The following is an 18855-nucleotide window of genomic DNA, read 5'->3' on the forward strand; positions in this document are numbered from 1 at the left end:
AACGGGTGTCGGGTTACGGCCTTCGGCCTAACCCGACCTACGGACTGCCATCCCTTAACGGGTGTCGGGTTACGGCCTTCGGCCTAACCCGACCTACGGGGCCGTGTAATATTTAATGTGCCATGTGTAATCATTTTACGCCCAGGCACGCTCGACCTCCGACACCGAAATATCGCCCCGGAAACTCCCCATCGGGTTGACGCGGAGCTCCTGCGTGGCGCCGATTTCGGAGGTGTAGTAGCCGGCGAGCGTCAGTTCCTTCAGCGTCGCAATGAACGGCCGGCCTTCGGCGGCGCGGCGCGTCTGGAAGGCCGTACGGTCGGCCTCGCTCATCACGGCGAGGTCGGGGAAGGCCTCGGCGTCCAGCGCATCGAGCCGAGCGAACTGCTCGCTGGCGGTTTTACGCAGGAAATCCTCGGCGTCCAGCGAGGCCAGCCCATCGAAGAAGCGCCCCCGATCCGCCTCGGCGTAGAAGTCCGTCATCATCATATCGATGAACTCCGTCACGCCGGCGGCATTGGCGCCCGGAGTGTCGGTCCGGGGCAGGATGTGCTCGGTGAGCACATCGAGAAGGGATTTCTGCGCGGCCGCGAGGGTGCGTAGGCCGGCGCCCGGGCCCGGGGGCTGGCAGCCGCTCAGCAGGCCGGCCAGCGTCGGCCCGGACAGGGTGAAGCCGAGCACGGCGGTGATGCGTTGGATCGCTGCTCTCCGGTCGATCATGGTCGATGGTCGGGTTGAAGTGTCGATGGGGGAGCCCACAAACTAACGCCCCCCGCCCCAATCCGCCACTTTTTTTTCGATCCTTTTCCAAAGACGGAAACTATTATCGTATATCTACGATTAACGATTAAAACACGCGACCATGGCACACTCAAAAAGCGATCAGTTTCCAGCCGGCGACATCCAGCTGGCCGAATGGGCGAAGGCGCTGGCGCACCCGGCCCGCGTGGCGGTGCTGAAGGTCCTGGCGGAGCGGAAGTCCTGCATCTGCGGTGAGATTGTCGACGTCTTGCCACTTGCCCAGGCGACCGTATCCCAGCACCTCAAGGCGCTGAAGGAAGCGGGCTTCGTCCACGGTACGATCGACGGGCCGCGGTCGTGTTACTGTCTGAATACCGAATCACTCCAACGCGCCCGCGAAGCGCTGGGCGCCTTGTTCGATCATCTAGACCAGGCATCCTCATGTTGTTAAGCGAAACCCAATCCCCCGAAGAACTCCGCGCCCATGTGCGCGCCACCTACGCCGGCATCGTCACCAGCACCGGGGCCAAGGGCTGCGGCTGCGGGTGCGGCACGACGGAGGTAGTGTCGTTTGTCGGCGACTCCTACGAAGACGTCGCCGGTTATGAACCCGTGGCCGACCTCAAGCTCGGCTGCGGCGTCCCAACGCATCTGGCCGATATCCGGCCGGGCGACACGGTGCTGGACCTCGGCTCCGGCGCCGGCATCGACGCCTTTATCGCCCGCTCGATCGTCGGCGACGAAGGCACGGTGGTCGGGGTCGACATGACGCCCGAGATGGTGGCCCGCGCCCGCGCCAATGCGGAAAAACTCGGCTACCGGAATGTGCGATTTTTACTGGGCGAGATCGAGGCGTTGCCCGTGAAGGACGCCTCGGTGGATGTCGTGATCAGCAACTGCGTCCTCAACCTGGTGCCCGACAAAGCCGAGGCCTTCGCCGAGATGTATCGCGTGACGCGGCCCGGCGGCCACTTCTGCGTATCCGACATCGTCGTCCGGGGAACGCTGCCGGCTTCCATTCGTCAATCCGCTGAAGCCTACGCCGGCTGCGTGGCCGGCGCGCAGGAGATGGACGTCTATCTCGATCTCTTACGCGCGCAGGGATTTGTGGATGTGACCGTCCTCGAAGAGCGGCCGATCGCCGTACCGGACGACCTACTCCGGTCCGCCCCCCGGGCCGATGTAGAGGCCTTCCACGCCGGCGGCGGCTCGATCGTTAGCATCACGGTGACGGGCAAACGCACGATTACGGATTAAGGGTGTTTCGTAACCAAACAACCAGTCGCCATCCCGAGCGCACGCAAGGGACCTACGTAGAGACGCCCCGATGGGGCGTCTCTGCGTGGTTTCCGTTTTTCCGGCATCCACCCAATAAAAGTCAGGGTCAGGATCAGCAGACGCTCCACCGGAGCGTCTCTACGTCGGCCCGGGCGCCCATGGTCGGTGTCATCGGGATCCTCCTGGCCGTCCTCCTGACTGGGATGGGCCGTGCGGATCCGGCGTCCAGAGCATTTGGAGAAGAAGACGGTCCGTGGGCCGGCCAGATTGTTTTCCCCGCATCCACCCATCTTTTTCTGTTGTCCCCGGCCGCCGCAGGCATGCCGGCCGAACTGTCGCTCCCCGGCGAACAGGGCCTACCACCCATGCCGCTGCGCCAGGCGTCCACGGCCGGCGGTCGTGTGACGTTCAGCCTCACCTGGCTGGAAACGGAGTACCGATTCGAAGGGGTCATCGACGGCGCGCGTATGGCCGGCCGGGTGGAAGCGCTCGTGCCCAATCGCCTACTCGGCGTCTCGCTGGGCAACCGGGTGGTGGTCCGCGGAACCTGGGAGGCGGACCGTATAGACGCCAACCCGCCGGCACTGCTGGTCGAGCGGCTGCGCGCCCGATCGCTTCCACCGGGAGGGATTCAGTTCACCGAATGGCTGGATCGGATCGAGCCCGGCAAAGGGCGTATGGGTGTCCGGCATATGTACCTCGCCGATGGCCGCTACCTGCTCCGCGACGCCGCGACCGACGCCCCTCAGGAGGGATTCGACGGCGCCCGGTACTGGCGGATGCGGCCGGACGGACTCAGCGAATTCGTGGCGCCGCCCGAATCCGATCGGCTTCGTATGCTGGCCCTGCTGCGCAGCGGCGCCTGGCAGTCCGATGGGGTCGAAATCGACGTCGAGGTGGAAGGCATCGACGAGGCCACCGGGGATGTCGCGCTGTTCCTGCGTCCGTTGCGTGGCCGGGTGGGCGCGCGGGTGTGGGTGGATGGGGCTACGCACGCGCCTCTTAGGGCGGTCATGGAAGACGAGCAGGGCGTGATCGAACTGACCTTTGACGGTCACCGAGACGCCGGCGACTTCCACTCGTTTCCTGACGGCTGGGCGATCATGCAGTATGGCCGGCAGACGACCTCTCGCCTGAGTGAGCCCGCGGCCGCAACGGGCGGGGGCGCGTTCGAAAACCCGGGGATCCGACCCAGGGCCTCGTTTGCGGCGCAAGGGCCGGCGTATGTCGATGTCGAAACCGGCAAGGGCCAGAAAGGCCATCACTTCGTCCTCCCCCAGATTGACGGCTACACGGCCGGCTGGTTTCTGGTGGACAGCGGCGCGAGCGATCTGGTGATCGACCGAGAGATCGCCGACCGGATCGGGATGCCGGTCATTCGCGACCTGGGTGCGGGCGTGACGCTACGCCAGGGGAAACTCCTTCGTCTGGGCCGTCTCACCCTCGTGAATCCTGTGTTTATCGCGCGGGATCTCACCGAGCTCACCGGTCCGGAGGGCCGCGACCGCGCCGGCATCCTGGGTTTCCCGCTCTTCCAGAGCGCCGTAGTGGCCATCGAGTATCCGAACGACCGGATCGCGCTGCACGACCCGGCCGCGTACCGGCTGCCGGCCGGTGGCGACTGGGCGCCGATGTCCGTCGAAGCCCGCCCGTCCATCGAGGCGCGGGTCGATGCCGACTATGCCGGGCGGTTCGTAGTGGACACCGGGAAGTCTGCCCGGATTAGCTTCCGAAGCGCGTTCGCCGCACGGCACCGACTGCTGGACAACCGATCGCTGGAGCTCACCCCGACGGAGACGTTTTACGGCGACACCTTCGAGTACCGATCCCGGCTTTCTACCGTGCAGTTCGCCGGCTATCGCTTCCGCGATCCCCTCTTCCACGTGAAGATCCCCGGCACCTTCAACAGCGCCGGCAGCTACGACGGCATCATCGGCCGGGGTTTCCTGAATAATTTTACGGTCGTGTTCGATTACCGCAACGAGCGGATCGCATTTATCCGGTGACTGGAATCAATCGTGCGCGTGGGGCACCCGATCCATGATATACAACACCCCGACCACCACGACCGTCGACGCCAGCAAAAACATGGGCCCGAACAGCCAGAAGGTGAGCGGCACGGCGACGAAGTAGGCACGCATCCCGAAGGAGTAATAGCCCCCGGCCCGGACCATGTAGCGGACGATGGCCTCTTCGTCGATCAGTCCGGATCGCATCTCGGCCGGCACGCTCAACTGGTAGCCGACATGGTTGAAGAGGCGGACGGACATGGCGAACGCAAAAAACGCCACGAATAGATTGCCCGTGAGCAACAGCACCTTCACCAACCACAGACCCGTGTGGGAGGGCGTGAGGAGCCCCGTCTGCTCAAGCGCCGGCATGAAGCGATCTGCCTGGCCCGACAGGTTGAGTGTGCCGATCATCAGCAGCACCGCGGTCGTGGCGAAAAACGTCGCCGCCATCGTCGAGTTTCGCAGCGTCTGGATCGCCAGCAGCGAGCGGGAGGCCGTGTCCTCCAGGATGTGCCGCACCCACAGCGCCCGGATGACCTGGTTCGCGTTCTGCATCGTCCGCCCCGGATGGCGCCGGCCGCGGATCGTCGATGAAATGAAATAGGCCGCCAGCAGCAGGATGCTGACCGTAATGCCGACGATATCCTGGATGTGATCGCTCACGATTTAATATAGCGCCATTTCGAACATCCGGCGGTGTTTTTGGGTGAGGGGGTGGTGAGGCCCAAGCACCGCGAAGAGGGCGAGGCAGGCCTTGCGCGAGGCGTCGTCGAGGTAATAACGATCCCGCATGATGACCGCGATGAAGCGGCCGAGGGCCGTGTCGAGGTCGCCGGCCACAAGGGCAGTGGCGGCATCAGCATACTCGGTGCGTGCGGGACCATCGGGTAATGCGGCGGGGTCGGCGGCCAGCTCGCTGGTGGAAGCAAGGGCGGCGATGCCCTCCTTGAACTGGAGGCCGGCAGCGTCCGGCGGCTCCACGCCTTCGAGGAGTTCGGCGGCCTGCGCGAGGTCGCGCGCGGCGACGAGTTGCGCCAGGAGGAAGCGGGCCTCCGCGTGGTCCGGCTGTTGTTCGAGTAGCGCATCGAGGACTTCTTCGGCGCGCGACGCCTCGCCGGCCTGGAGCCACTGCCGCGCGAGGGCGACATCCAGGCGGTCGGGCGACGAGATGGCCTCATCGAGCCAGCGGCGCACTTCGTGCTCGGGTTTGGCGCCGACGAACTCGTCCACCACCTGGCCGTTGGCGATCATCTTGACGGCCGGGATGCCGCGGATGCCAAACTGCATCGAGAGCTCCGGCTGCTCGTCCGTATTCACTTTCGCGAGCTTCCAGCGGCCGGCCGCTTCGCCGGCGAGCCGCTCGAGCACCGGCCCGAGCACCCGGCAGGGCCCGCACCAGGGCGCCCAGAAGTCGACCACCACCGGCTGCTCAAAACTGGCGTCGATCACCTCCGCCTGAAAATCGGTCACATCGTAGGTCATATCGTCAATCGGTCCATACCGGACCGCCCTCCTCTATAAAATGGCGAATCCGCCCGGCCGGCTGAAACCTCCAGGCGCTTTCTCGTTTTCATGCTTGCCAACACCGTAACCCCACATCGAATCAGACCCCTGCGTATCATCATGCTCATGCAACCGACTCATCGGCACATAGGATTCCTGACGGCCGGTATCGCGCTGCTCGTTTTCGCCTCCGCCTGCACGACGCCGGAGACCGCCTCCGAAACCACCGCACCGGTCGCGGTCTACGACAGTGCCGCGGATTCGCTCCGTTTCCCGGGTGAGACGCACCTCCGTAACGTTCGCCAGCTCACATTCGGCGGCAACAATGCCGAGGCGTACTGGAGCTACGATAGCAGGCAGCTCACCTTCCAGAGCGACTTCAGCGGCATCAACGCCCAGGGGTGCGATCAGATTTTTGTGGTGAATATCGACGGCACCCCTCACGCCGACGGCTCGCCCTACCGCCTCGCCTCCACCGGTAAAGGCCGCACCACGTGCAGCTACTTCACCCCCGAGGGCCGCGTCCTCTACGCCTCGACCCACGCCGCCGACCCCGCCTGCCCGGCGCCCGTCGCCTTCGCTCAGGGCCGCTACGTATGGGCGATCTACCCCACGTACGACATCTACATCGCGGATGCGGACGGGGCGAATACCGCACTCCTCATCGGCGGCGACGGCTACGACGCCGAGGCCACGGTATCCCCCGATGGCCGGTTCATGATCTTTACCTCCACCCGCTCCGGCGACCTCGACCTCTGGCGCTACGAATTCGCGACGGAAGAAACGATCCAGATCACCGCTGCCCTCGGCTACGACGGTGGCGCCTTCTTCTCGCCGGATGGAACCCAGATCGTCTGGCGCGCCAGCCGGCCCGAAGGTGACGAGGCCAGCACCTACCAGGCCCTCCTCGCCGACGGCTTCGTGGAACCCAAAGCGCTCAATATCTTCGTGGCGGATCTCGACGGCGGCAACGCCCGCCAGGTCACCGACCTCCCCGGCGCCAACTGGGCGCCCTTCTTCCACCCGGATGGCCAGCGGATCCTGTTCACCACCAACCACCACGACACGCAGGGCGGCCGGCTGTTCGACATTTTTATGATCGGCGTCGATGGCTCGAACCTCACCCAGATCACGCACTCGGGCTCGTTCGACGCCTTCCCGATGTTCTCGCCCGATGGGAAGTACCTCGCCTTCTCCTCCAATCGCACCCTCGCCGCCGAGCCATCCCGAGACACCAATGTGTTTGTCGCGGAGTGGGTGGAATGAGTGGTTGCAGGTTGGCAGGTTCAAAAGATCCTTAAACCAACTTGCCAACCTGTTACCTGCCAACCACAACTATTTCTACCGAACTTATTTTTTAGCTGAAACTAAATCTTGAATTTGGACTAGAGAGAGAGGAAAGAATCACCTTTTCTCGACATCCATGCGTGTGCGTTTCGTTTCCCTCGGTGTCCTTACGCTGCTTGCGCTCGCCGGCTGCCGGCCGGCCCCTTCCGATAACCCAGCCGATCTGGCGTCGCGGCCGGTCCGCGTGGTGGCCACGACCAGCATGATCGCCGATCTGGCGCGCATCGTTGGGGGCGACCGGGTGCAGGTGGAGGGGTTGATGGGCCCTGGCGTGGATCCGCATCTCTATAAAGCCAGCGAGGGCGACGTCCGGCGCATGGCCGAGGCCGACCTCATCCTGTACAACGGCCTCCACCTCGAGGGCAAAATGACCGAAGTATTCGAGCAGATGCAAGGCCGCTCGATCCGTACGGCGGCGCTGGCCGAGGGGGCAATTCCGGACTCGTTGCGGATCGCCACGCCGGCGTTTGCCGGCAATTTCGACCCCCACGTGTGGTTCGACGTCCGCCTGTGGATCCGCGTGGGCGATCACCTCGCCTATGTCTACGGCGCCCTCGATCCCACCCACGCCGCCACCTACACCGCCCGCTGGGACGTCTATCGAGCCGAATTGGAGGCGTTACACGCGTACGTGGAAAGTCTGGCGTCCGCCGTGCCGGCGGAGCAACGCGTCTTGATTACTTCGCATGATGCCTTCGGCTATTTTGGTCGGGCGTACGGCTTCGAAGTGCACGGGCTCCAGGGCCTCAGCACCGCCGCCGAAGCCGGCACGGCAGACGTTCAGGCGCTGGCTGAGCTCGTCGCCTCGCGGCAGGTCCCGGCGGTGTTCATCGAGTCGTCCGTTTCCCCACGCGGCATCGAAGCCGTTAAAGCGGCCGTGGCGTCCCGCGGCTTCGACGTCGCCATCGGTGGCTATCTCTACTCGGACGCGCTGGGCGACCCCGATGGGCCCGAAGGAACGTATGCGGGGACGGTCCGCTACAACATCGATACCGTCGCCGGCGCCCTGAAGCCGGCGGCATTGTAATCACCCCTTGCCTTTTCTGGTATGGAAGACCGCGTCCCTGCCCTCTCCGTGCGCGACCTCACGGTGGCTTACCGGGATAAACCCGTATTGTGGGACATCGACCTTACCGTTCCCTCCGGCGTCCTCGTGGCCATCGTCGGGCCGAACGGCGCTGGTAAAACCACCCTCATCAAGGCCGTCCTCGGCCTCCTGCCCACCGCAGCCGGCCAGGTACTCGTGTTCGACAAACCGTACGCCCGGCAACGGGACCGCGTGGCCTACGTGCCTCAGCGCGGGAGCGTCGACTGGGACTTCCCCGCGAGCGTGCTGGACGTAGTGCTGATGGGGCTGTATGGGAAGATGGGATGGATCCGCCGTCCGGGCCGGGCCGACCGCCAGAAGGCGACCACGGCGTTGGAACAGGTGGGGATGGAAGCCTTCGCAAGCCGGCAGATCAGCCAGCTCTCCGGAGGGCAGCAACAACGCGTGTTCCTCGCGCGCGCCCTTGTGCAGGATGCCGATCTCTACCTGATGGACGAACCCTTTCAGGGCGTCGACGCGACCACGGAGCGCGCCATCGTGTCCCTCATGCACGGACTGCGCGCCCGGGGGAAAACCGTACTGGTGGTCCACCACGACTTGCAGACCGTGGCGGATTACTTCGACCACGTCATGCTCCTCAACATTCGGTGTATCGCCAGCGGGCCGGTCGAGTCCGTCTTCACCGAGGAAAACCTGCGTCTGACCTACGGCGGGCGGGTCGGGTTCGTGAACTTCGCCCGCGGCAAGGCCGCCCTTGACGCCTGACCGTTTTCCAACCGGAACGACGGCTGATCCGATGCCATGATGGACCTTTTCAGCGACTATACCCTTCGTACGGTAGCGCTTGGCGCGTCCATTCTCGGGCTCGTCAGCGGCGCGCTGGGTACGTTCGCCGTGTTGCGCCGGCAGAGCCTGCTCGGCGATGCGATTTCACACGCCGCGTTGCCCGGCATCGCCATCGGTTTTTTGATCACCGGCGCCAAGGTGCCGGCCGTGCTCATGATGGGCGCGCTCGCGGCCGGGCTGGCGGCCACACTGTTTGTACTCGTGGTAACGCAGACGACCCGCATCCCGTACGACAGCGCCCTGGGCATCGTCCTCTCCGTTTTTTTTGGCTTCGGCCTCGTACTGTTGACGGTGATCCAGCAGATGCCAAACGCCCAGCAGGCCGGCCTGAGCGCGTTTTTATTCGGCCAGGCGGCGGCGCTGCTGGTCGAAGACGTATACCTCATGGCCGGGCTGGGGCTTGGGGCACTGACGCTCCTGCTGCTGTACTGGAAGCCGTTTCAGTTGCTGTCGTTCGACCCCGAGTTTGGAAAAACCATCGGACTGCCGATGCGCGGATTCGATATCCTGCTGACCAGCTTGTTGGTGGTGGCCATCGTGATCGGGCTGCAGACGGTGGGGGTGGTGTTGATGAGTGCGATGGTGATCGCGCCGGCGGCGGCCGCGCGGCAGTGGACGGACCGCCTCGGGATGATGGTGACGCTCAGCGCGCTCTTCGGCGCGGCGGCCGGCCTCATCGGAGCCATCATCAGCAGCACCGGCGCCCGGGTGCCGACGGGCCCGACGATCGTGCTTTGCATGGGAGCCATGATGACCGTTTCACTCTTTTTCGCGCCGCGAAGGGGCATTGCCTGGCGCTGGATGCGGAGCCGACAGAATGCCCACCGGCTGAGCCTGGAGGCCGTCCTCCTCGATCTCTACGCGCTCGCGGCCCAGCACGACCGGTCGTCCTACCCCCACGACGAGGGGGTACTCAACGTCATGAACGCGCTATCGGCCAACACCCGGGAGAGCCTCCACCGGCTCGCAGAGCGTGGATGGGCACGACAGGTAGACGCCAACAGCTGGGCGCTCACGGCCGAAGGGGTCGCCCACGCCCGCTCGGCGCTGCTGCGCCTTTCCGCGACACCACAGGACGCCGAGGACGAAACATGAGCGCCGCCCAGCTCGAAATCCAGCTCATCGCCGTCGTCGTGGCGGCGGCCTGCGCCTTGCCCGGTGTCTTCCTCGTATTGCGACGGATGGCCATGATGAGCGACGCGATCAGTCACGCCATCCTGCCCGGCATCGTCGTGGCGTTTTTTATCACCGGAGACCTCAACCATCCCCTCCTCATCGTCGCCGCCGCGGGGATGGGGATCCTCACCGTCGCACTCGTGGAGGCTATCCACCGGACCCGTCTGGTGCACGAAGACACCGCGATAGGGCTCGTTTTTCCCGTGATGTTTAGCATCGGCGTGATCCTTATCGCCCGGTACGCCGGCAGCGTGCACCTGGACACCGATGCCGTGTTGCTCGGGGAGCTGGCGTTTGCGCCGTTCGACCGGTTGACCTATGCCGGCTACGACCTCGGTCCCCGGGCGCTGTGGGTGATGTCCACCATCCTCGCCATCAGCGTCGCCTTCGTAGCGCTGTTCTACAAAGAGCTGAAGCTGGCCACCTTCGACCCCGGCCTGGCCGCGAGCCTGGGCTTCGCGCCGGCGCTGCTGCATTACGTCCTGATGGGGATCGTGTCGATCACGGCCGTGGGCGCCTTCGACGCCGTCGGTTCGATCCTGGTGGTGGCGTTGATGATCGCCCCGCCGGCGACCGCCTTTTTGCTGACCGATCGCCTCTCCCGAATGATCGCCATCAGCCTGAGCGTCGCCTGCATCGACGCCGTGGCGGGCTACTGGCTGGCGAATGCGTTCGACACGTCCATCGCGGGGTCGATGGCCACCATGGCGGGCGTCACGTTCCTCGCCGGCTTATTGTTCGCCCCGCACCGCGGACTCGTGGCGCTCGCGACGCGCCGGCGTCGGCAGCGGCTCGAGTTCGCGGCCAAGATGCTCACCATCCACCTCGCCCACCACGAGGGTACCCCGGAGGCGCTGCAGGAATGCCGCGTAGGACACCTGGAAGAACACCTCAACTGGGAGCCCGATTACGCCCGCCGCGTGGTGCGGTATACGCGAAACGCCGGCTTGATCCATCAAGCCGGCGATTTGCTCGGGCTTACGCCCGCAGGTCAGCGCTTTGCGCAACAGGCGGTGTTGGAGGTGTAAGGTTGCAGGTTGGCAGGGGATTGCCTTGAGCCAGCAACGTTCAACGCACAATCGTTTAGCGCGTTACCGTTCAACCGGCATCGTCGTGACGAAGCGTTCGAGTTCCTGGCGCGCCTGCCGGTAGGCTTCTTCCAGGGCGGTCGTTTTATCGGCCGCGATTTCGCCGAGGTTGCCTTGCTGGCCCATCTCCTCGATTTCCTTGCAGAGACGCGAAGTCGTCATGGCGCCAAAGGTAGCGGCGCTTGATTTCAGCGTATGCGACGCCCTCATAAACTCTTCGACATCGCCCGTTTCCAGCGAGGCGCGGACGTTATTCACCAGTTCATCCCCATCCACCAGGAAATCGCCGATCAGGCCCGAGGCGAACGAAAAGTCGTTGCCGAGCATCTCCAGCAATTCTTGCAGCACGGCGTGGTCGATGGCGGCGTTTGCGGCCTCCGGATCCGAGTTAGCCGACGTGCCGTTTCCCATTTCGCGGACCGGTACGCGGGCGAAAGCCTCCTTGAGATCCTCGATGCGGATAGGCTTGCTGATATAGTCGTTCATGCCGGCGGCGATGCACCGCTCCCTATCGCCCTGCATGGCATTGGCCGTTAGCGCGATGATAAAGGGTCGCAGTTCCTCCGGGTACACCTCCACGATGAGACGCGAGGCCTCCAGCCCATCCATCTCCGGCATCTGCATATCCATCAGGATTACGTCGTACGGCTTTTTTTCAAGCGCCTCGATGGCCTCTCGTCCATTCTGCGCCACATCGGCCTCGTGACCCATGCGGCTGAGCATGCGCAGCGCCACTTTCTGATTGACGGGATTGTCTTCGGCGAGAAGGATAAGCATCGGGTTGACCGGAAAGGGGGATAGAGGGGTCGGCGTACATCTATGAGGATACTGTGACGGGTATCGGCGCTTCTCCGGAAAACTTGAGCGGCATGAAGGCGGCTCGCCCCGCCAAAATGAAAACGTCCGAGCGGCGCCGCCCGGACGTTTCATGGGTCATGTATGTAAAGCGCGTCTCGGCTGGGTCCTGCTAAACGACGCGTTATTGCCTACTTGCCGGCGGCTTCGGGCGGCGTCAGTTCGCGGTACAGCATCTCCTGCTCGAAGAATCGGGTCAGGAAGTGCTGGACAAAGGCGGACTCCAGATTGAGCCGGTAATACACGGTCTGCGCATCGCGACGATAGTCCACGAGCGACTGACTGCGTAGTTTTTTGAGCTGCTGCGAAATCGCCGGCGAGGTCAGGCGCAGTATATTGGCCAGATCGTTGACGCGTACCTCGCCGTTTCTCCACAGCAGGTAGAGGATGGACATGCGCGTGGGATTTCCCGCCGCATTCATCACTTTCGTGAGCATGTCCAGCTGCTTGTTTTTGCGGAGGTTCTGCTCCAGCGCCGCTATTTGCCAGGGCGCCATGCCAGATCCCTCGTGAGATGTTCCGTTTTTGTACTCGCTCATACTTGAACCCAGCGTTAATGTGAACCTGGGTTTTGTATCGGCGGGCACGTTTTAGAGGTAAAGCGGCTCCGTTAAATAAGCGACAGGGTGAAACGCACAAGGCTCCGGGCGCAGGGGGAAATTTCCCTGTGTCCGGAGCCTTGAACGTGACGTCTACTTACTTTAGGCGGGCGTGAGGGTCGTTCGCTGATCCTGGATGCGGCGGACCATCGCGACGGCAAAGCCGCCCGTGAGTATAAAGAGCCCCAGCCAAACGAGATTTATAAACGGCTTTTCATGTGCCTGTATCACTACCCAGTCCTCCGTGGCGACGCCTACGCCTTCGACGACGAGGTTGGCGCTGCCATTATCGACATTCATGCCCGAGAAGGTGACGGCGACGCCCCAATCGTTCATCCGGTTCTGGATGTACTGCTGCCGGCCGTCTTCCATCACAATGTAGATGGGGCGCAGTTCGTGCGTCTCGTTGGTCTTTAAGTTGGTCATATCGAGGACGGCCGCCACCGCGATGGCCGTGGAGTCCGGCACGAGGTCCGAATCGATGTCGGTATCGAACGTCCTGAACGTCAGCTGATAGTCTTCGTTGCCAAGCGTGCGGCTCTCACCTCGCTGGAGGGTCAGGGCGCCGCCGGCGGCCTGGCTCTGCTCGGGTGTTTCGAACATGAGGTTCGGCGACACCGCGAGGAAAAGGTCCCGCTCGTAGAACATCTTCACGTCCGGGTGCTGGATCCACTGGTCCTTGTTGCTCTTGTAGACCACCGGCTTGAGCGTAAAGGCCCGGCCGCGTGCGTCGACGATATCCATCACATACTGCGGCCGGCCCTCTGAATTAGCCTCCGTGCCCGAGTAGGTCATCGTATACCCATCCACCGTCCGCGTCTCGCCGCGGTTCAGGATGAAGTTCTCGCGGCCGGGTTCGGAGAGCAGGTTGTCGAAGCTGCTGGAGGCGATGAACCCGAGAATCATGACCGTCATGCCGATGTGTGCAATCGCCCCTCCCGCCATACGCAGATTCCCGCGACCGATGCGCCAGAGTACCGCGCCGTTGCCGTACAGGGCGAAGAACGACACAAAGACGAGTAACAGCAGCAGAATGCCCCCGCCGTACACCTGCCAGTACCCGCTCAGGCCGGACAGGATGCCGGCCTCGTGCAGCCCGCTCGCCGCCACAGCGCCGGCGTCGGCGATGGCCGTCGTCCGCTCCACAAACGGGGTAAAGACGAGCACGGCGATCGTGCTGATCACGGACAGGACCACCGGGCGCAGCAGCACCTGGTTCACGTTCTCGACCGACATCTTATTCCACCAGAACAACTGCCCGAGGCCGGCGAGGAACATGAAGCCGATCGCCAGCGGCAGCGTCCATGCGTTGTAGAACTCGATCGCCACGGCCGATGGGGCGTCCCGGAAGAGGCGCCCGAGTATCGGCGCGCTGGTGCCCAGGATCACTACCAGCGCCACGGCACACAGGATGAGCGCTCCCGAAAAGATCATGAACTCCCGCGAGAGCACGTTGGGCTCTTTCACCGGTTTCGGCAGCTCGCTGTAGCGATACAAAAAAAGTCCGAACCCGACCACGGCCATCGACAGAATCCAGATGACGAGCTGGAGATACAGCCCGAGGTCGACAAACGAGTGCACCGACACGTCGCCCAGGATGCCGCTCCGCGTGAGGAACGTCGAATACACGACGAGCATGAAGGAGAGGATACACAGGAACAGCGCCGCCTTGTGCGAGGCGCCGCTTCGTTTCTGCACGATCATCATGTGCAGCGCGGCGACCCCGGTGAGCCACGGCACCAGCGACGAGTTCTCGACGGGGTCCCACGCCCAGTAGCCGCCGAAGGACAGGGTTTCGTACGCCCAGTAGCCGCCCATCGCGATCCCTACCATCAGGATCATGTTGGCGAAGATCGTCCAGGGCAGCGCCGGCTTTACCCACGTCGTGTATTTCCTCAGCCACAACGCCGCGATGGCGAAGGCAAACGGGCCGATCATCGCCGTGAACCCGACGAACAGGGTCGGCGGATGGATCGCCATCCAGTAGTTCTGCAATAGATCATTCAGCCCGCTCCCGTCCGGTGGTATAAACCCTTCCGGCGTGTTGGGGAATTTCTCATAGATGGTGAGGAAAGGCGACGCCCCCACCGTCACTGTTCCGAACTTGAGACCCACCACCATCGAAATGAGAAAGACCTGGCAGAAGGCGAGCACCGCCATCACGGCCGGCTCATACTCACGGCCGGCGTACCGCATCAACGCGACGCCCATATAGGCCATCAACACAATCCACAGCAGAAATGAGCCCTCTTGGCCGGCCCAGAACGCCGACAACAGGAAGTGCGTCGCCAGATCACGCGACGACTGCTGCCAGACGTAGGCGTACTGAAATTGGTGGGTAAAAATGAAATACGACAGGATAACCGAGGCGACGGTAACCGAAACCGTTACCACCCGCCAGGAGGCCCGCCCGAGCCAGCGCCACTCGGCTTCCTGTAGCGGCCGGCGCACGGCCAGGAAATAGCTCACGCCCGATACGGCGCACGCAAGGAAAGACAGAATGAGCAGCAATTCGCCAAGGATACCCAGCATGGTCGTCGATCCGTAATGCGAGAAAAATCGAGTAGGGGATTGAAGCCTGCGCGGGGTAGAGGGTTCCGAGGAAAGACGGTGAGACAAATTTCATCTTCCGGCCGTCTTTCGCTCAAGGTGAGACGGCTCGACCCTACGGGACACCGCCTCCACCATTTAACAATCCAAACGCAGCTGGTCCGCTTGGCACACCCTTTGTCGGACCCTCCCTGAATCCCCCCTCCCCTGATTCCATCGCCTCTCACTCGTCACATGATGTCTACTCCCCTAGCCCTTACGACCCGTACCCGGTCGCACGCACGATTGATGCCCTTCATGATCTCCCGCTCGATTCACCGCCTGTCTCTCGCCCTATTCGCCGCGTTCGTAGTACTCGCCGCGGCCTCGCCGCGCGCCTTCGCACAGTCCGACGACGTCACCCTCACCGTTTGCACCCTCGACGCGACGACCGACACCCCGCTCGAACAGACCTTCATCCTGGCGCGGTACCAGTCCCAGCCGTCCGCCACCGCTTTCACCGACGCCACGGGATGCGCCCAACTCGCCGTACCCGTCCGCGTCGGCACCGGCACGGGGTCGGAAGATGAGGCTGCGTTTTTGCACGGATTTTCGATCGACGTCCCATTCCCGCATCCGGTAGCGAATCACACGGTCCTCCCCTTCCAGCTGAATGCGCCCCAACACATCCGTTTCGCGTTGTACGACCTGCTTGGGCGCGCCGCGATGCCCGACATCGACGCCACGCTGCCCGCCGGCCAGCATGAGATCGCGCTCGACCTCACCGGGCTCCAGGCCGGCCTCTACCTCTACCGGTTTACCGGCGAACGGGGCGTGGCCAGCGGCCAGCTCGTCAAACTCGGCGGCGGCGCCGGCATGCCGGCTTCCGCGCGGCTCCAGGGCGGCGGCGTCCCCGTGGCCCGAGCCGGCGCAGCGCCGTCCACCCGCGCCGTACAGAGCGCCATCGGCGTCCGCATCGAGGCCCAACGCGACGGCTACCTGACCGTCGTGGAGGAACGCGAGATCAACGAGGGGGACCGGGTAGATCTCCCGCTCACCTCGATCGCCTCCGGCATCCCGCCGGCGCCCATCCTCACCGCACCTGTCGACGGCGCGGCCGACGCCTCCGCGGCTACCCTCGCGCTGGTGTGGGAAACCGTCGCCGCGGCATCGTCCTACACCGTCCAGCTCTCCAAAGCGGCCGACTTCTCCAGCGTCGAGCAGCAGGTGGAGGGCGTGGCCACGCCGGCGTTCACGCTTACCGAGCTGGATCTTGACGCCACCTACTACTGGCGCGTCCGCGCCACCGCCGACGCCTTGACGGGCAACTGGTCTGCCATCTTCCACTTCACGACCGAGGCCGACCTCGCGCCGGTCCCGACACCGGTGCTTCTAACGCCTTCGAACGGCTCCGTCGACCTGCCCACCGATGCCCTGGGCCTGAGTTGGACGGCCATCACGGCGGCGGCCTACGACCTTCAGATAGCGCTCACAAGTACGTTTGACGTCGTCGAGCGCGAAAGCGCCGGCCTCGCCAGCAATGCCTTCGTGGCCACCGACCTCGCCGCCGACACCACCTACTACTGGCGCGTCCGGGCCCTCGTTGGGGGCGATACCGGCGACTGGACGACGCCTTTCAGCTTCGCGACAGCGGAAGATGCCGTCTCCCTCGCGTCGCCCGAACTCGCCGCGCCGGCGAATGGCGCCGAGAACGTTGCCCTCGAGGGGACCTCTATCGGATGGAACGCCGTCGACGGCGCGACTACGTACAGCATTCAGGTGTCGACCGCTGCTGACTTCGCGACCGTCGCCATCCAGGCGGCCGACCTCGCGTCGACGACGTACGCGCTCCCGACCCTCGAGCCGGCCACAACCTACCACTGGCGCGCGCAGGCCAGCGACGGGACGGTCCTGAGCGCCTGGTCGATCGCCTTCAGCTTCACGACGGAAGCCAGCACCACCGGCCTGACGCCGCCCATGCTTTCCTCGCCGGCCGACGGCGCCACGGGCACCACGCGCGACATCGACCTCCAGTGGGGCGCCGTGGAAGGCGCCACATCTTACCGCGTGCAAGTTTCGACGGACGACGCCTTCTCAGCCCTGCTGTTTAATCAGGGCGGATTGACGCAAACCTCGTACACGGTTGATAACCTGGGCGCCGGCGTCACGCACTACTGGCGCATCCGCGCCTCCGACGGGGGATCCAACAGCGCGTGGTCATCTACCTTCTCCTTCACCACGGAAGGCTCGGCCACGCTACTTCCGCCGGATCTGACCTCGCCGGCCGACGGCGCTACCGGTCTGGACGCCGCCGCCATCACACTCGGCTGGGCGCCGGCCTCGGGCGCGACATCGTATCACATCCAGGTATCCACCCAGCCCTCGTTCGCCACCCAGGTGGTGGATGAGGATGGCGCGGCGGGCACCAGCCTCGGCCTGCCGGCCCTGAATGACGCCACGACGTATTACTGGCGCGTCCGCTCGGGGGATGCCGGGGCGTACAGCGACTGGTCCGCCGCGTTCGACTTCGCCACGGCGGCCTCCGCATCCCTTACGCCGCCGACGCTGTCGACGCCCACAAATGGGGCGAGCGGACTTGCCGTGGCGAGCGTCTCGTTGACCTGGCAGGCCGAGCCATCGGCCGCCACGTACCACGTACAGGTGTCCACCTCCGCCGGCTTTGGCACGATCGCGTTCCAGCAAAGCGGCCTCGCGGCGACGAACTACACGGTGAATAACCTCGTCGAGTCCACCACCTACTACTGGCGCGTCAAGTCCGAAAATGCCGGCGCAAGCAGCGACTGGTCCACGACATTCAGCTTCAGCACAACCGGTGGCGGATCGACCAACCAGATGATCGCGCTGGATATGATGGGCCCGAACGACACGTATTACGGGCTCAAAGGGGGTTTGATAGATAACGGCATCCCGACGGTGACCGCCACCAACGGCAAGATCGTCATCGTGGCCATCTCGATGAGCAACGGCTTGCAGGAGTTCGACCGGTTCATCGCGCTCTACGAGGGGCATCCGGACATCGCGGCGCAGGTCGAGTTCGTCAACTGCGCCGTCGCCGGCAACGCCCTCGAAAACTGGCTCAGCGAGCAGACGCTCTGGACGAAGTGTAAAGACAACATCGAAAAGAACTACAGCCTCGACCAGGTAAAGGTGATCTGGGCGAAAAACGCCGACCAGTTCACGGCCGACGGTATCACCCTGCCCGATCCAGCGGCCGACTACTACGACCTCGTCAACAACATCGGCGCGCTGGCCCAGAAGATCGGCGACGAATTCCCGGGCGTCCAGGCCATCTTCAACACGAGCCGCATCTACGGCGGGTACGTGATCGAGGACAAGCAGGCCGCCCGAGGCGAGCCGATCTCCTATGAAGGCGGCTTCGCCACCAACACGGCCATTGAAAAATGGAAAGCCGGCGAACTCCCCGGCGCCCCGTGGATGGGCTGGGGCCCGTACCTCTGGGCGAACAGCCTGACCCCCAACGGCAGCGGGATTTTCTGGGCGACGTCGGACTTCCAGGGCGCCAACGGCGAAAACCAGCACCCGTCCGAACAGGGCGCCACCAAAGTCGCCGACGCGCTGCACGACTTCTTTATGCAGTTCGATTGGTACAGGCAGTAGGCGAGTTTAAGGTTCGGGGTTCGGGGTTTAGGGTTTAAGGAGGATGGCCCTTGAACCTTAGACCCCGAGCGTTGAACACCTTCCGCCGGAGTGACCTAAGTATCATCACGGTAAATCCGTTGAATGCCTGCGACGACCGTTCAAGGTTAGAGGCTGAGGGAAGCCACATTAAACCTTGAGAAACTGTTTAGATT

At 64.0% G+C, this 18855-nt stretch carries 15 protein-coding genes; 9 read left to right on the top strand and 6 right to left on the bottom strand.

The window, feature by feature from the left end:
* Nucleotides 1-135 precede the first annotated feature (135 nt).
* On the bottom strand, nucleotides 136-720 hold the full coding sequence (locus tag SH809_13210) for a gluconate 2-dehydrogenase subunit 3 family protein (protein ID MDZ4700661.1): 585 nt from the start codon (nucleotides 718-720) through the stop codon (nucleotides 136-138).
* 142 nt (nucleotides 721-862) lie between these two features.
* On the opposite strand from SH809_13210, the gene SH809_13215 reads away from it, so the two are divergent.
* The 3 genes from SH809_13215 to SH809_13225 all read left to right on the top strand — a co-directional run bounded on the left by SH809_13215 (nucleotide 863) and on the right by SH809_13225 (nucleotide 4025).
* On the top strand, nucleotides 863-1192 hold the full coding sequence (locus SH809_13215; GenBank protein ID MDZ4700662.1) for a metalloregulator ArsR/SmtB family transcription factor: 330 nt from the start codon (nucleotides 863-865) through the stop codon (nucleotides 1190-1192).
* Nucleotides 1183-1998 (top strand): arsenite methyltransferase, encoded by an 816-nt coding sequence (gene arsM, locus SH809_13220; GenBank protein ID MDZ4700663.1) that lies wholly within the window; start codon nucleotides 1183-1185, stop codon nucleotides 1996-1998. Before SH809_13215 ends, arsM begins: the two co-directional genes overlap by 10 nt.
* Before the next feature lie 179 nt (nucleotides 1999-2177).
* Nucleotides 2178-4025: a pepsin/retropepsin-like aspartic protease family protein gene (locus SH809_13225; GenBank protein MDZ4700664.1), complete on the top strand. Its 1848-nt coding sequence runs from the start codon at nucleotides 2178-2180 to the stop codon at nucleotides 4023-4025.
* Between the two features lie 6 nt (nucleotides 4026-4031).
* On the opposite strand, the gene SH809_13230 is transcribed toward SH809_13225, so the two are convergent.
* Both SH809_13230 and trxA read right to left on the bottom strand, forming a co-directional pair.
* The gene (locus SH809_13230) at nucleotides 4032-4694 is read right to left on the bottom strand and encodes a DUF599 domain-containing protein (GenBank protein MDZ4700665.1); all 663 of its coding nucleotides are present in this window, start codon (nucleotides 4692-4694) and stop codon (nucleotides 4032-4034) included.
* Nucleotides 4695-4697: 3 nt separating this feature from the next.
* Nucleotides 4698-5513: a thioredoxin gene (trxA, locus tag SH809_13235; GenBank protein ID MDZ4700666.1), complete on the bottom strand. Its 816-nt coding sequence runs from the start codon at nucleotides 5511-5513 to the stop codon at nucleotides 4698-4700.
* A gap of 147 nt (nucleotides 5514-5660) precedes the next feature.
* On the opposite strand from trxA, the gene SH809_13240 reads away from it, so the two are divergent.
* From SH809_13240 to SH809_13260, 5 genes are all read left to right on the top strand, one after another.
* Nucleotides 5661-6800: a hypothetical protein gene (locus SH809_13240; protein MDZ4700667.1), complete on the top strand. Its 1140-nt coding sequence runs from the start codon at nucleotides 5661-5663 to the stop codon at nucleotides 6798-6800.
* Between the two features lie 157 nt (nucleotides 6801-6957).
* A complete protein-coding gene (locus SH809_13245; GenBank protein MDZ4700668.1) occupies nucleotides 6958-7908 on the top strand; it encodes a zinc ABC transporter substrate-binding protein in 951 nt (316 codons plus the stop codon).
* A gap of 21 nt (nucleotides 7909-7929) precedes the next feature.
* Nucleotides 7930-8694, top strand: a complete 765-nt coding sequence (locus SH809_13250) for a metal ABC transporter ATP-binding protein (protein MDZ4700669.1) — start codon at nucleotides 7930-7932, stop codon at nucleotides 8692-8694.
* Nucleotides 8695-8730: 36 nt separating this feature from the next.
* Nucleotides 8731-9870, top strand: a complete 1140-nt coding sequence (locus SH809_13255; GenBank protein MDZ4700670.1) for an iron chelate uptake ABC transporter family permease subunit — start codon at nucleotides 8731-8733, stop codon at nucleotides 9868-9870.
* The gene (locus SH809_13260) at nucleotides 9867-10979 is read left to right on the top strand and encodes a metal ABC transporter permease (protein ID MDZ4700671.1); all 1113 of its coding nucleotides are present in this window, start codon (nucleotides 9867-9869) and stop codon (nucleotides 10977-10979) included. Before SH809_13255 ends, SH809_13260 begins: the two co-directional genes overlap by 4 nt.
* Nucleotides 10980-11042: 63 nt before the next feature.
* Here SH809_13260 and SH809_13265 read toward each other — a convergent pair whose 3' ends face one another.
* From SH809_13265 to ccsA, 3 genes are all read right to left on the bottom strand, one after another.
* Nucleotides 11043-11816 carry a response regulator gene (locus SH809_13265; GenBank protein ID MDZ4700672.1) on the bottom strand — a complete coding sequence of 258 codons (774 nt, stop codon included), beginning with the start codon at nucleotides 11814-11816 and terminating at the stop codon, nucleotides 11043-11045.
* A 209-nt stretch (nucleotides 11817-12025) separates the two neighbouring features.
* Entirely contained in the window at nucleotides 12026-12391 is a 366-nt protein-coding gene (locus SH809_13270; protein MDZ4700673.1) for a metalloregulator ArsR/SmtB family transcription factor, read from the bottom strand.
* Nucleotides 12392-12595: 204 nt separating this feature from the next.
* Nucleotides 12596-15025, bottom strand: a complete 2430-nt coding sequence (ccsA, locus tag SH809_13275) for a cytochrome c biogenesis protein CcsA (GenBank protein ID MDZ4700674.1) — start codon at nucleotides 15023-15025, stop codon at nucleotides 12596-12598.
* Nucleotides 15026-15340: 315 nt separating this feature from the next.
* Between ccsA and SH809_13280 the strand changes: the two genes are divergently transcribed.
* On the top strand, nucleotides 15341-18661 hold the full coding sequence (locus tag SH809_13280) for a hypothetical protein (GenBank protein ID MDZ4700675.1): 3321 nt from the start codon (nucleotides 15341-15343) through the stop codon (nucleotides 18659-18661).
* Nucleotides 18662-18855: the final 194 nt, after the last annotated feature.

The organism is Rhodothermales bacterium (assembly GCA_034439735.1).
GTDB lineage: Bacteria > Bacteroidota > Rhodothermia > Rhodothermales > JAHQVL01 > JAWKNW01.